This window comes from Methylobacillus glycogenes JCM 2850, from assembly GCF_000617925.1.
GTDB lineage: Bacteria > Pseudomonadota > Gammaproteobacteria > Burkholderiales > Methylophilaceae > Methylobacillus > Methylobacillus glycogenes.
Window position 1 is genome coordinate 1 of record NZ_BAMT01000022.1, and the last position, 13,508, is coordinate 13,508.

Here is a 13,508-nt window from a genome sequence, read left to right on the forward strand (position 1 = left end):
AACCCTGAGACAGAGAAGATAGAAAACTTGGAGAAGATCCAGCAAGGCGATACTACGGTGGTCTGTGGTCAATATTCCATCAAGAATGAAGCTGGAGATTACCAGTCACCCAAGCCATTCTCGGTGATTGTGGAAGAGCCAGATGCGCATTTCAGCGAAGCGCCGGAAGATGTGGAAAAATATTGCGCCTTGCCAGGCAAGCGTTAATATCAGCAGTAATATCAGCATAGCAATAAATCAGCATAGCGATAAATCAGTAGCATTTTCGCTAGCGTAGAAAGATGCAAATAAGGCAGTGGCAGTCTATATGACTTGCCACTGCCTTTTTATTTAAGCCCAGCCATACTGAGTGCATTAAAAAACCTGCGCTAGGCAGGTTTTATTGTGAGATGAAGCGCAAGAAACTGAGCTGTTAGTGATTAGTGCCTATGGGCGCAATCAAAGGCCAACGTTCATCCATATTGGCATATTCTTCAGGCGGTTCGGTAGTGACAACATAAACGCGACGCTCGTCATTCAGTGTGGCAATAATGCCCTTGATGGCATGGCCTTCTGGAATGTTGATCCAGTGCGGGTTACGCTGATTATCGCGGCTTAAAAATTCATCCACAATCAGGTCTACAGGCTCAGGCTTGAGCTTGTCCCATTTGCCAGCATCCAGCGAAGATAATCTCGCCCAGCCACCAACAAAAAAGCCGCCTTCTTTTTCTTCCAGATAATTACCCCAACGCAACCACTTGATTTGGTCTTCGCTCACCCGAATAGGCAATGCTGCTCTAGGGTGGGGGTATTCAATCTGTTTTGCGACGCCGCTCGGGTCGATAACTTTCACGCCTCTGCACATGGTGATATTCCTTGATAAGTTGTCATCATTCTATTCATATCATATGAAGAAATGATTAAATTGGTAAGCCGTTTTACTCTTATCGTTTTGTAGGAATTGTCCTATACGAGTGACGTAAAAAACCTGAACCAATTACAGATAAATAAAGTTGTAAGACATCCACAGCATGGTAATAGCAAGCACGGTGAATTCGAAAAGATTGAGCTTGAACATAATGCCTCCTGTGCTGGTTAAACAGGTCATCAACCATATGGATTAAAACCTGATTTGATTGCAGGGTGATGAAGCATTTCCCTTGAATGTGTATGCATTATAGAAAAACTCGATTGCGCCGTTCATGCATGCATGTCTGATTCCCCTGTAAGAATAAGCTGATAGCCTCTACAGCAACCCTGAGTTGCAGCGCTGCTAATTTCAAATTCACACATTGTTCCGGAATCTGGAATTTAGTAGTCAATATATTTCTCTATATTGAAACTCCAGCTTTAGGCATACTGTTCCATATCATTAGCGTCCTAATCATAACTAAGCATCAAAAAGGAGTGAGCACCACAATGTCCCTATCATTCAAGATGGCACCTTATTCCCAGATTGCCCGCCTCAGCATAGGCGTGCTCATGGGCTGGATGGCAAGCTGCGCCTATGCCGATGTGGCCGAAGTGCAGGCTAATTTAAACCGCCTTAAAGTACCCGAGGCTTCAAGGTGGAGATTTACGCCGAGGTGCCAGGCGCGCGACAAATGGCGTTGGGCACTGCAGGCACGGTGTATGTGGGTACGCGCGGCAACAAGGTCTATGCCGTGGTGGACAAGAACAAGGATCACAAGGCCGATCAGGTGGTGACCATTCTTGATGATCTCAACGTGGGTAATGGCGTGGCCATGTTTGATGGCAATCTCTATGTGGCAGAACAAAACCGTATTGCGCGTTATGCCGCACCGGATTTTGACCTTAACCTGCCGTTCAAGGATATGCGCGAAGTCATTTACGACAAATTGCCCAACAAAGCGCATCACGGCTGGCGCTATATCAGCTTTGGCCCGGACAAAAAGCTCTACGTCACAGTAGGCGCTCCCTGCAATATCTGCGATCCGCAAGGCGTGGAAGCCAGCATTCTGCGCATGAACCCCGATGGCAGCAATGTGGAAACCTTTGCCAAGGGCGTGCGCAACTCCGTGGGCCTGGATTTCCAACCCGGCACTGGCGTGCTGCACTTTACCGATAACGGCATGGACATGATGGGCGACGATATCCCGCATGATGAACTGAATGCAGCACCCAAGGCAGGCCAGCATTTCGGTTTCCCTTATGTTGGTGGCAAGGACGCCAGCCCCAAGGAATATCAGAATAAAAAGCCGCCACAGGCGCTAACACCCCCCGTGGTTGAGTTCCAGGCGCACAGCGCCAATCTGGGCTTCAAGTTCTACACCGGCAAGCAGTTCCCCAGCCAATACCAGGGCAATGCTTTTGTTGCCCAGCACGGCTCCTGGAACCGCAGCCAGCCGGTGGGTTATCAATTGATGCGCGTGGTGTTTGACCAGCAAGGCAAGCCCAAGTCCACTGAAGTGTTTATCGATGGCTGGCTCAACGATGGTGAAGCCTGGGGTCGTCCTACCGACGTGCTGCAATTGGGCGACGGTTCGCTCTTGGTCTCAGATGATTACAGCGGCGTGATTTACCGCATCAGCTATGGCGAAAAATCCGCCAGTGCACCAGCGGCGGCTAGCACGGCGGGCAGCAAGCTCAGCGGACTCAAAATGCCGGAATCCGCCATTGCGCACCCTGATGGCCGCGTGTTTGTCACCGAGATAGGCGAATTCGGCAAGGCAGGTGATGGCAAGGTGACCGTGGTCAACCGTGACGGCAGCACCAGCACCCTGGTGGATGGCCTCAATGATCCCAAGGGCATAGACCTCTACAACAACCAGCTCTACATCGCCGATGTAGACCAAGTGGTACGCGTGGGCCTGGATGGCAGCAAAACCGTGATAGCCCAGCCCGGTGACTTCCAGCAAAAGCCTATCTTCCTCAATGACATCGAGATTGATGGCGTGGGCAATGTTTATGTATCCGACAGCGGCGATGACAACGGCAAACATGCCGCCATCTACCAGATCAGTCCCAAAGGCAAGGTCAGGCAAATCATCAATGCCAGCGCTGGCATCAAGCGTCCCAATGGCCTGCTGATGGATGGCCCCAACAAGCTATTGGTGGCCGATTTTGGCACTGGCAAACTGTTCCAGGTGACCTTCAATGCCAACGCCAACAGCAAGGCTGGTGTTACCTTGTTGAATAGTGGTTTTGGCGGTGCGGATGGCCTGGTGCGCGATAGTGATGGCTTGTTGTATGTCAGCGATTGGGCAAACGGCAAGGTTTGGCAACTGACAGAGCCACGGGCAACACCACAGTTGATTAGCGAAGGTCAGCAGTCTTCTGCGGATATTGCCTTATCTGCAGATGGGAAGTTCTTGCTGGTGCCGGATATGAAGGCAGGGGAGTTGTTGTCTTTGCCTATACGTTAAGTGATTGAGTATCAATGCCTAAACCGGGGTGTGTAACCCGGTTTACGCATGGTGAGTACCACCGTTTTCCATCCAACACGCCCGATGAATTTTATCGGGCGTTTTCAATGATCTGCGACCGTCATATTAGTTTCCTGCCGTATAGCTTGGCTTGTATCACATGGTTTGTAGCATATGGCTTGTACCAGTTGGCACCGCCAGCAACACTAACAAACAAGCTATCAGTCATGACAAATCTGTTTCATCCCTCAGGCTATTTCATCACTCAAGTTTGCAAAGCAATCACAAAAGTGTACTATTCAGTTCATAAGCATACTAAACAGTTTAGTTTTTGCTGCTGCCTTAAGGAATTTGATGCCCAAATACTTGTATAAAATGTTGTTTCCTCTACTGATGCTAAGCGCCCTGTTTGCACCTGCCGCGCATGCAGAAGCCAAAGTAGTGGTGATGGCATTTGAACTCAATGACATGACCAATCTGGCCAACGCGCCCGAGGAGTTGCAGCGCATTGCTTTGCTTTCAAAACAATTTGAATCTAGCTTGAAGCGCCTGGGTGTGAATGTCGTGCCCGCAGGTGCCCAGGTCGCTACGGAAATAGAGAAACATTCGCCCAGTTATTTGTATGACAACGTCGGTACTGCCGTAGAGCTTAACCGTGAAACCGGAGCGGATTATCTGGTGATAGGCGTAGCCTTGAAGCCGACTTATCTATTTGTTTATCCGCGTCTTATCATTGTTGATGTCAAAACCAAATCTGTGGTGATGTCTAAGGCCGCGCAACTGGAAAGCTCATGGTCAGACGAGAACACCACCATACGCACGGCTGATAAGCTGGCACAAGTGGTTAAAGATCGCCTGCAAGCGTTGCAGGCTGGTGCTAACAAGTAATGTTGAGTATTGATCGCAAGGGAGATACCGCTATGCAAACCCGCTCCATGATGGAGTTTCTGAACAGTGCCTGGCTGTTGCGCATGATAGAGCAGGCGGGCTCTCAGCCAGTGCCCAAACTGCTTGCGGTTTATGCGCTGGCAGAAACCTGGTTACAGGCACCTGGGGTAAGCCAATGTTTACGTAGTGAGTTGAGCGCTGCCTCTGCGCCTATTTCCTCAAATAGTCCTGAACTGCGGGCGCATTTGCTTGCATTGGCAACTGCCGCCAGATTGCAGCAGCCGGGGATGGTGGTGAGCCAGATGTTGATGCTGCTGCAAGGCGGGCTGGCAGAGGAGTTGCGCAACCCTGGCATGGGGGCTTTGTCTGCGGCGCATGATGCCGCCAAGCTGGTGATTCACCAGGCCAGGCCTTCTCTACTGACGCGCGCAGATCAAGCCATACGTCACAGCGGCTACGCGGCCGCTTGTGTCATGGTGACTATATTGACCATGCATTTCTGGCCTGGGCAGCTTTCCCACCCCAAGCAGACCAGTCTGGAGGCAGGCTATGCACAGGCTGAGCCCATGCCCAGCATAGCGCCTGAGTTGCTGCTCAAGGCCTTTGCCCTGAGAAAAAGCCTGGAGGCAGGCACTTGCCCCAGCCCAAACTTCTTTAGCATGCCCAAGGAGCAGGTCACGGTGTATATGGATGTGGTGAATTCCAGGTTGGCCAATAACCCGGAGATGAATAACCAGCGGCTGGAGAATTTCCTCTCTTGGTATGAAGGGCAAAGAGCCTGGGAGTGCTACCCGGCCTCTCAAATCAAACAACGTTTTATTTCCAGAATATAAGGCATTAGTATGTCTTCCAGAATGCGTCATTACATACTTACCGCGGCGGGTGATCTGTTCTCGCGCCAGGGGTTTAATTCCACCAGTGTCGATAATATTGCCGCCCAGGCCCAGGTGGCCAAGGTTACGCTCTACAAGTATTTCCAATCCAAGGAATTGCTGATTATTGAATATCTGCGCGAGCAGAATGCCAGACTATGGCAAACCCTGGCGGAATCACCGCAACAGGAGAATGCGCGGGCCGAGCTAGAGGCCATGGCACTAGGTCTGTTGGCCGTAATCGCCGACAAGGAGTTCAAGGGCTTTGCCTCGCTCAGCGCCGGGGTGGAGTTTCCCCAGCTGGATAACCCTATCAACCAGGTTTCCCAGGATTTCTCCAGACAGCTACGTGAGCAAATGGCAGCCCTGGCCAATAAAGCCGGGATCAAGCAAGCAGAAGCTTTGGCCTTGCAACTCGCACTGGTGATTGAAGGCGCTTCCATGACCGTGAGAAACCAGCAAGGCAGCGAATCGCTGCAACATGCGCAAGCCTTGGTACAGACCTTGATCAAATCCGCTACATGAATTTTTAAATCCAGATCAGGTGTGCTGCCTGGGCTATTCGTCTGCTTAGCCCGGGCGGGCAACTGATGATGGATTTTATCTTGGCTTTCAACAAGAGCACCGCTGCGTATAAGCCGCAGCACTTAACGGAGGAGTTGCAATGAAGAAGATCGTTAGCCCAATATTCATGGCATTAAGCCTGGCGCTGCCTGTATTAAGTGCGCAAGCGGCAGACCAGATTGAACGCATGACCGCAGACAAGATGCAGTCTTACCGCGCTGCCAATATCAAATGGCAGGATGAACCCATACTGCCCAAGGGGGCCAAGAGTGCATTGATACTGGGTGACCCCGCCAAGCCAGGGGTGTTTATTGCCTGGCTCAAGTTTCCGCCTAATTATCCTATTCCTGCGCACACCCACCCGTTTACCGAGGTAATTACCGTGCTCAAGGGCAAGCTGGGCAATGGCATGGGCGAAGTGCTGGATAAAAACAGGGGCGAAACTCTCAAGGTGGGCGAAAGCTTTGTGCTGCCTGCAGGCCATGCGCATTATGTCTGGACTGAGGGAGAGGAAACCATAGTAGAGCTGATTGCCACCGGGCCTTGGGATATCAGCTATTCCAATCCCAAGGACGACCCCAGGAAGAAATAAGCTGTTGCTAGCTCCTCTCGCAGGAGAGGAGCTAGCAAGCAGACCTAGTCTAAGCTACTGATTTACCAGAATCGCAAAGTGTGAATGCAACAGCGTCAGCCATGCCCTCGCACAGCTAGCACTTTGACTCAACTAGAACTAAGGCACGACTAAGGCTAATTACATACCTATGTAATTAGGCCCACCGCCACCTTCTGGGGTACGCCAATTGATATTCTGCAAAGGATCTTTGATATCGCAGGTTTTGCAGTGTATGCAATTTGACGCATTGATCTGCAAGCGTGGCGTGCCTTCCTGCTGCACAATTTCATACACGCCTGCCGGGCAATAGCGTTGCTCGGGCGCATCGTATTCCGGCAAATTGACGGTGACCGGAATGCTGGCGTTTTTGAGCACCAGATGGCAAGGCTGGTCTTCCTCGTGATACACATTGGTGAGGTAAACCGAAGACAGTTTGTCGAAGCTCACCACGCCATCCGGCTTGGGGTAGTAAATCTTGGCAGCTTGGCTGACTTTTTTCAGGGTTTCGTTGTCGGCCTTGCCGTGCTTGAGGGTCCAGGGCACGTTGATGCCAAACGATGACAACCACATTTCCGTACCGGCATAAATGCTGCCCAGAATATTGCCGAATCTGGATATGGCAGGTTTGACGTTGCGCACGGCGTACAGGTCTTTCCAGATCCAGGAGTTGCGCACTTTTTCAGCGTAGCTGTCCAGCGTGGCGCCTATCTGCTCCGCAGCCAAAGCCTCCACCACGGTTTCTGCCGCCAGCATGCCGGATTTCATGGCGTTGTGCGTGCCCTTGATGCGCGGCACGTTAACAAAGCCCGCAGCGCAACCTATCAACAGACCGCCAGGGAAGGCCAGGCGCGGCAGGGATTGCAAGCCGCCTTCGGTAATGGCGCGCGCGCCGTAGCTCAGGCGTTTGCCGTTTTCCAGCAGCGGGCGTATCGCTGGGTGGGTCTTGAAGCGCTGGAACTCATCAAACGGGCTCAAGTGCGGATTGCTGTAATTGAGATGCACCACAAAGCCTATGGCCAGAGTGTTTTCCTTCAGGTGATAAATAAAAGCACCACCACCAGTGCTGTTGTCCAGCGGCCAGCCTTGAGAGTGCAGTACCTGTCCGGGCTTGGATTGCTCTGGAGTGATTTGCCAGACTTCCTTGAAGCCTATGCCGTATTTCTGTGGCTCGGCATTGTCACGTAGCGAGAATTTCTCGGTGATATCTTTGCTGAGCGAGCCACGCGCACCTTCGGCAAACAGGGTGTAGTGGGCGCGTAATTCCATGCCCAGGGCAAAGCCGGGTTTTTCATTGCCTTGCTTGTCACGGCCCATGTCACCAGTGACCACGCCCTCTACCACGCCAGCCTCGCTGTAAATCACATCGGCGGCGCTGAAGCCAGGGTAAATTTCCACGCCCAGGCCCTCGGCCTGCTCGCCCAGCCAGCGGCAGACATCACCCAGACTGACGATATAGTTACCGTCATTGTTCATGAGCGGCGGCAGCAATTTATGCGGGATGGTGTAAGCCTTGTTGGGCGTCAGCATAAGGAACTGATCATCATTGACTGGGGTGTGGAGCGGGGCGCCTTTTTCTTTCCAGTCAGGAATAAGTTCGTTAAGTGCGATGGGGTCTATGACGGCGCCAGAGAAGATATGCGCGCCAACTTCAGCGCCTTTTTCCAGCACGCAGACGCTGATTTCACGTTCTTGTGCGGCAGCCAACTGCTTGATGCGGATTGCGGCAGACAGGCCCGCAGGGCCAGCGCTACAATCAATACGTCATAATTCATTACATCGCGTTGCATGCTAAAACCTTCAAGGAATATAGGGGATGTTGATTTCGTCACTGCGCCGCACATCGCGGGTTAGCTGACGGCAGTGCGCAAGAAACTCGCGCACGGCGGTGGTTTGGTATTTTTTCTTGTGCCAGACAAACAAAAACTGGCGCTTGAGGTCGAGTTCAGGCGTATCCAGCGCTACCAGATTACCTCTTGCAATATCGTCCTTGAGCGCCAGGCGCGAGACGCAGCCTAGTCCAAGACCGGATTCTACCGCGCGCTTGATGGCCTCGGTATGTTCAAGCACCAGTCGCACATTCAGCTGAGTGTGATGGTGACGCAGGGCGTGATCAAAGGTTTCCCGCGTGCCCGAGCCATGCTCACGCAGTACCCAGTTTTCCTGTAACAGGGTTTCCAGGCTGGCGGTTTTTTGTTGCGCCAGCGGGTGCTGCGGTGGGCAGAACACGGTGAGTTCGTCTTCTATCCACGGTTCCACTTCAAGGTCGGGGTGGTGGCAATCGCCCTCAATCAAGCCCAGGTCAAGGTCATACATCGCCACCTGGCTCATGACGGTGTTGGTGTTCTGCACATGCAATTGCACCTGGCAATCGGCATGCTGCTTCATAAATGAGCCTATCATCAGCGTGGCCAGGTAGTTGCCTATGGTCAAGGTGGCACCTACTTTTAGCAAGCCAAAGGCGGATTTTCCCTGTAAAATGCTTTCAATTTCAGCGGCGCGGTCTAGCAGGGCGGCTGCCATCGGCAGCAGGCTACGGCCTAGTTCGTTGAGTTTCAGCACTTTACCCATGCGGTCAAACAGTTTGCAATCAAACTGTCGTTCCAGTTCGGCAAGTGCGGTACTGGCAGCGGATTGCGAGAGCGACAACGCTTCGGCCGCGCGTGACACATTCTCCAAACGCGCAATGGCAACAAAAACTTCCAGTTGTCTTAAGGTATGTTTCAACGGCTAGGTTTCAATGGCTTTGCTTCAGAACGAATTTGAGAATGATTCTCATATCGATGTGATAGATATGTGATATAGTGATAATTGATTTAACAGATATTTTACCGCCGATTAAAATACGCGGCAAATTATGGAGCAGGATCACAATATGAAAGTGTTAGTGGCTGTAAAACATGTGGTGGATTACAACATCAAACCGCGCGTCAAGCAGGATGGTTCTGATGTTGATATTGCTGGCGTCAAGCTCAGCATCAACCCATTTGATGAAATCGCAGTGGAAGAAGCTGTGCGCCTTAAGGAGCGCGGCGTGGCCACTGAGGTGATTGCCGTGACCATAGGCAAGACCAATAGTCAGGACAGCCTGCGTCATGCCCTGGCCATGGGCGCAGACAAAGCCATTCTGATTGAGACCGAGACTGAGCTGCAACCGCTGGGCGTAGCTAAGTTGCTGAAGTCCGTGGTCGAGCGCGAGCAGCCACAACTGATTATTCTTGGTAAGCAGGCCATTGATGATGACCTGGGCCAGACTGGCCAAATGCTGGCCGCACTGGTTAATGCCGGGCAGGGTACTTTTGCTTCCGTGATTGATATCAAGGGTGACGAAATTGAAGTCACACGCGAAATTGATGGCGGTACCGATGTGGTAGCGCTCAAGCTGCCTGCGGTAGTGACCACAGACCTGCGCCTCAACGAGCCACGCTTTATCAAGCTGCCCAACCTGATGATGGCCAAGAAAAAGCCAATTGAAACCATCAAGGCTGATGATCTGGGCATCAATTACAGCCCACGCCTCAAGCAGCTTAAAGTGGCTGACCCTGAGCCGCGCAAGCCTGGCATCAAGGTGGCGAATGTGGCTGAACTTGTCGAAAAACTACGTCTTGCGGAAGTCCTGTAATGAGCATCCTGATTCTGGCCGAACACGACGGCAAACAACTCAAGCAATCCACGCGTCAAGCCGTGACTGCGGCTGCGGCCTGGTCTCTGCCTATTCACCTGTTGGTGGTGGGTCACAATAGCGGCGAAATTGCCAAGCAAGCTGCTGAAGTGGCTGGCGTAGCCAAGGTACTGCACGCTGAAGCAGCGCATTATGAACACGCGCTGGCAGAAGATGTAGCAGCGCTGCTGTTGCAGATTGGTCGTGATTACAAGGTAATCCTCTCCGCACACACCGCCTTCAGCAAGAGCGTATTGCCACGCGTGGCAGCGCTGCTGGATGTAGGCATGGTGTCTGATGCCATCAGCATCACCGCCCCTGCCACTTATGTGCGTCCTATCTACGCAGGTAATGTGCTCTCCACCGTGGAAAGCAGCGATGCCATCCAGGTAGTGACCATACGCGCTACCTCATTTGCCGTGCCTGCCACAGGCGGCAATGCAGAAATCGCTGCCGTTGCAGCAACTGCCTCCACTGGCTTGAGCCGCTGGATCAAGGAAGACAAAAACGTCTCCGATCGTCCTGAACTGTCATCCGCCCGCGTGGTGGTGTCTGGTGGCCGCAGCTGGGTGAGCGCTTTGATGAACTGCTGGAGCCATTGGCGCACAAGTTTGGTGGCGCCCTGGGCGCTACCCGTGCCTGCGTTGATGCTGGCTTTGCCCCTAACGATATTCAGGTCGGCCAGACTGGTACCATCGTCGCGCCTGAACTGTATTTCGCCATTGGTATTTCCGGCGCCATGCAGCACTTGGCAGGCATGAAGGACAGCAAGATCATTGTGGCCATCAACCATGATGAAGACGCCCCCATCTTCCAGCATGCCGATTACGGCCTGGTTGCCAACCTGTTTGATGCCGTGCCTGAGCTTACTGCCGCCTTGAACAAGTAGCATCAATCAATAACGCATCAATCTACAAAGATAGAGAAGAACTAATGAGTGCATTCAATACCGAAAAAGTGCTGAGCGTCAGACACTGGAACGACAGCCTGTTCAGCTTCACTACTACCCGCAACGACGCCCTGCGTTTCGAAAACGGCCAGTTTGTCATGATAGGCCTGCAAGTCGAAGGCAAGCCCTTGATGCGCGCCTACAGTATCGCTAGCGCCAACTATGCTGAAAATCTTGAGTTCTTCAGCATCAAGGTGCCGAATGGCCCGCTGACTTCACGCCTGCAACACCTGCAAGTGGGTGACGATCTGCTGGTGAGCCGCAAGCCTACTGGCACATTGTTGCTATCCGACCTCAAGCCCGGCAAGAACCTCTACCTTTTGTCCACTGGTACTGGTCTGGCACCTTTCATTAGCCTGATTCAAGACCCTGAAACCTATGAGCGTTTCGAAAAGGTGATTCTGGTGCACGGTGTACGCCGTGTGAATGATCTGGCTTACGAAGAATTCATCACCAAAGAACTGCCAGAGAATGAATTCTTTGGTGAGCAGGTCAAAAATCAACTGATTTACTACCCCACAGTGACCCGTGAAGAGTTCCGTTACCAAGGCCGCCTCACCGACCTCATGGAAAACGGCAAGCTCTACGCCGATATCGGCCTGCCACCGTTGAACCCTGAAACTGATCGCGCCATGTTGTGCGGTAGCCCGCAAATGCTGATTGATACCTGCAAGATTCTTGATGCCGCTGGCCTCAAGGTGTCCGAGCGTATCGGTGATGTGGGTGATTACGTGATTGAGCGTGCTTTCGCCGAGAAGTAATACTCGCTGCTAATAGCGCGAAAAAAGCTGGCATAGCGATATGCCAGCTTTTTTATTGTGTGAAGTCCAATCTGTATTAATGCTAGGTTTTCTTCGTGCTCAGTTTCTTTTGCACTGACTTTAGCGTGTCTAGATAAGCAAGCTCTACCTCTGAGGGCTGAGCCTCCAGAATGGTGCGATATTTTTCGTATTCTGCTTCTGCCTTGCCAAGTGCCTGCTGGTGACTGATCTTGCCCGCATCTGGTAACGCTTTACCGCCCATGGCGGCAATCAATTGCTCCAAATGTATCAGCCAATCCTGCATGTAAGTTGGCTTGTGATCCATCGCACGAAACTCCGCGGCATCGAAGTAAGCCGAAACCAGGGTGTTGAGTCGCTTGAGTTCGTCTGCATGAAGATAATTCTTGGCATTGCCAACTTCACCCTTGGTGGGATGTTTACCAGAAAATGACAATAAACCCATGAAAGGCTGATTTGCGTCGGCCCGCTCGGCAATCACTTCTGCTGCTGTTTTACCATGCGCTGCGTAATGCAGCTTGTTTTGAACGGTCTTGAAGAACACCAAGCTGGCCTCGGCCTTGGGGTCATAATTCACGCTGGTAGCGTATAGATCGAGCACCTGTCGGTAGAGCACCTTTTCGCTTGAGCGAATGTCGCGGATACGATCCAGCAGCTCTTTCCAGTAAATGCCACCGCCCAGATGCTTGAGGCGGTCATCATCCATGGTAAAACCTTTGATCAGGTACTCGCGTAGGCGCTTGGTAGCCAGATGCGGAATTGTGTGCCTTGTTGCGATTTGACTCTATAACCGACTGAGATAATGACATCAAGGTTGAAATGTTCAACTTGGTAGGTTTTTCCATCGGTTGCAGTTGTTGCAAATTCTGCAACAACTGCAGTCCGCAATAATTCACCTTCGGCAAATACATTGGCAATGTGTCTGGAAATGGTGGATTTATCTCGACCAAATAGAGAGACAAGTTGGTTGAGGGAAAGCCAGACCGTGTCGTCTGTGAGATGCACCTCAATAGCAGGTGTATCACCACGCTGGTAAAGAACAATTTCTCCCCGCGTTGTTTTCTTCATGCCTTATCTCTCCAGATCCGCCGTAAGGGCAGTGGCTTTTGCCTGTAATTTTGCCTGTAAAGTCTCAGTAAGGGGTGATGTTAAGCCTTTGTTGCATTGTCTGGCAGAGACTGTCTTATTTCTGCGGCATCACGCTAAGGCAAGGTTACGGCACAGGATAGCGCGGTGGCCCTGGCGGTGGGCGGCGGCGTTGCTGGTCTATATAGCGCATATCATCGCCAGAGAAGAACTCCTTGATCAGGAAGTCTTCCAGGCCTGCGCTATCTTCGTTACGGGCTGACAGCACCACCACGCGGCCAAGTTGGCGTGATTCCCAGTTGAAATCACCGCTGTAGTGCCTGCGTATCAGCTCTATCATCTTGCGCACAGTGGCGCGTTGTATATCCTCGCCCGCACGCGCTTCAATCTGGAACACTTCGCGCTTGGCGGTGCTGAAGTCGTTGACCCAGCCACGGAATTCAAAGGTGGAGGTGTAGTTGCTCATGCTCATGATGCGGAACACACCACTGGCCCCTGATGACAGGTTTTTCTTGATGGTCTCGTTGCGCTTTTCTTCTTCCGACAGGCTCTTGCTGCCTGATTCACGCTGCGCGCGCTGGTTTTCCATCATGGCGGCATAGTTGCTGTCGGTGGAGCTGCGGTATTCGCGCATGGCATTCATATACGAAGACATATCCGCATACTGCGAAGGATCAGGCTCTTGTGGGCGCGGCGGTGCGGGCCTAGGCGGCGTGGGCGGGCTTGGGGTTTTT

At 52.1% G+C, this 13,508-nt stretch carries 10 protein-coding genes and 4 pseudogenes; 9 read left to right on the top strand and 5 right to left on the bottom strand.

Features of this window, described 5'->3' with window-relative positions; all coding sequences use genetic code 11:
* On the top strand, positions 1-207 hold a 207-nt coding region (locus tag JCM2850_RS20030), incomplete at its 5' end, for a hypothetical protein (RefSeq protein WP_036266495.1).
* Between the two features lie 205 nt (positions 208-412).
* On the opposite strand, the gene JCM2850_RS20755 is transcribed toward JCM2850_RS20030, so the two are convergent.
* A complete protein-coding gene (locus JCM2850_RS20755) occupies positions 413-844 on the bottom strand; it encodes a hypothetical protein (protein WP_025873096.1) in 432 nt (143 codons plus the stop codon).
* A gap of 739 nt (positions 845-1,583) precedes the next feature.
* Here JCM2850_RS20755 and JCM2850_RS20040 point away from each other — a divergent pair.
* The 5 genes from JCM2850_RS20040 (at position 1,584) to JCM2850_RS15820 (ending at position 6,281) form a co-directional block, all read left to right on the top strand.
* Positions 1,584-3,365: a PQQ-dependent sugar dehydrogenase gene (locus tag JCM2850_RS20040; RefSeq protein WP_234406315.1), complete on the top strand. Its 1,782-nt coding sequence runs from the start codon at positions 1,584-1,586 to the stop codon at positions 3,363-3,365.
* A 354-nt stretch (positions 3,366-3,719) separates the two neighbouring features.
* On the top strand, positions 3,720-4,253 hold the full coding sequence (locus JCM2850_RS15805; RefSeq protein ID WP_025873097.1) for a DUF2380 domain-containing protein: 534 nt from the start codon (positions 3,720-3,722) through the stop codon (positions 4,251-4,253).
* On the top strand, positions 4,253-5,086 hold the full coding sequence (locus JCM2850_RS15810; protein ID WP_025873098.1) for a hypothetical protein: 834 nt from the start codon (positions 4,253-4,255) through the stop codon (positions 5,084-5,086). Before JCM2850_RS15805 ends, JCM2850_RS15810 begins: the two co-directional genes overlap by 1 nt.
* 9 nt (positions 5,087-5,095) lie before the next feature.
* Complete coding sequence (locus tag JCM2850_RS15815; protein WP_025873099.1) at positions 5,096-5,650, top strand: TetR/AcrR family transcriptional regulator; 555 nt, start codon at positions 5,096-5,098, stop codon at positions 5,648-5,650.
* Between the two features lie 139 nt (positions 5,651-5,789).
* Positions 5,790-6,281 (top strand): cupin domain-containing protein, encoded by a 492-nt coding sequence (locus JCM2850_RS15820; protein ID WP_025873100.1) that lies wholly within the window; start codon positions 5,790-5,792, stop codon positions 6,279-6,281.
* A gap of 159 nt (positions 6,282-6,440) precedes the next feature.
* Here JCM2850_RS15820 and JCM2850_RS20045 read toward each other — a convergent pair.
* Together JCM2850_RS20045 and JCM2850_RS15830 are read right to left on the bottom strand one after the other, a co-directional pair.
* A pseudogene (locus JCM2850_RS20045) lies at positions 6,441-8,089 on the bottom strand (electron transfer flavoprotein-ubiquinone oxidoreductase).
* Positions 8,090-8,099: 10 nt separating this feature from the next.
* Positions 8,100-9,026, bottom strand: coding sequence for a LysR family transcriptional regulator (locus JCM2850_RS15830; protein ID WP_025873101.1), 927 nt, complete (start codon positions 9,024-9,026; stop codon positions 8,100-8,102).
* Between the two features lie 148 nt (positions 9,027-9,174).
* On the opposite strand from JCM2850_RS15830, the gene JCM2850_RS15835 reads away from it, so the two are divergent.
* The 3 genes and pseudogenes from JCM2850_RS15835 to JCM2850_RS15845 all read left to right on the top strand — a co-directional run bounded on the left by JCM2850_RS15835 (position 9,175) and on the right by JCM2850_RS15845 (position 11,670).
* Positions 9,175-9,921 carry an electron transfer flavoprotein subunit beta/FixA family protein gene (locus JCM2850_RS15835; RefSeq protein ID WP_025873102.1) on the top strand — a complete coding sequence of 249 codons (747 nt, stop codon included), beginning with the start codon at positions 9,175-9,177 and terminating at the stop codon, positions 9,919-9,921.
* Positions 9,921-10,849, top strand: a pseudogene (locus tag JCM2850_RS20050) (electron transfer flavoprotein subunit alpha/FixB family protein). The gene JCM2850_RS15835 and the pseudogene JCM2850_RS20050 overlap by 1 nt, the downstream one beginning before the upstream one ends.
* Before the next feature lie 44 nt (positions 10,850-10,893).
* Positions 10,894-11,670 (top strand): ferredoxin--NADP reductase, encoded by a 777-nt coding sequence (locus JCM2850_RS15845; protein WP_025873103.1) that lies wholly within the window; start codon positions 10,894-10,896, stop codon positions 11,668-11,670.
* 82 nt (positions 11,671-11,752) lie between these two features.
* Here the strand turns inward: JCM2850_RS15845 and JCM2850_RS24210 are convergent.
* Together JCM2850_RS24210 and JCM2850_RS21690 are read right to left on the bottom strand one after the other, a co-directional pair.
* Positions 11,753-12,756: pseudogene (locus tag JCM2850_RS24210) on the bottom strand (virulence RhuM family protein).
* A gap of 145 nt (positions 12,757-12,901) precedes the next feature.
* Positions 12,902-13,508: pseudogene (locus JCM2850_RS21690) on the bottom strand (hypothetical protein); the annotation flags it as partial.

Coding starts and splice junctions, on each gene's coding strand:
- JCM2850_RS15845 (WP_025873103.1), top strand. CDS start 10,894: ATGAGTGCATTCAATACCGAAAAAGTGCTGAGCGTCAGACACTGGAAC.
- JCM2850_RS15815 (WP_025873099.1), top strand. CDS start 5,096: ATGTCTTCCAGAATGCGTCATTACATACTTACCGCGGCGGGTGATCTG.
- JCM2850_RS15810 (WP_025873098.1), top strand. CDS start 4,253: ATGTTGAGTATTGATCGCAAGGGAGATACCGCTATGCAAACCCGCTCC.
- JCM2850_RS15805 (WP_025873097.1), top strand. CDS start 3,720: ATGCCCAAATACTTGTATAAAATGTTGTTTCCTCTACTGATGCTAAGC.
- JCM2850_RS15820 (WP_025873100.1), top strand. CDS start 5,790: ATGAAGAAGATCGTTAGCCCAATATTCATGGCATTAAGCCTGGCGCTG.
- JCM2850_RS15835 (WP_025873102.1), top strand. CDS start 9,175: ATGAAAGTGTTAGTGGCTGTAAAACATGTGGTGGATTACAACATCAAA.
- JCM2850_RS20755 (WP_025873096.1), bottom strand. CDS start 844: ATGTGCAGAGGCGTGAAAGTTATCGACCCGAGCGGCGTCGCAAAACAG.
- JCM2850_RS20040 (WP_234406315.1), top strand. CDS start 1,584: ATGGCGTTGGGCACTGCAGGCACGGTGTATGTGGGTACGCGCGGCAAC.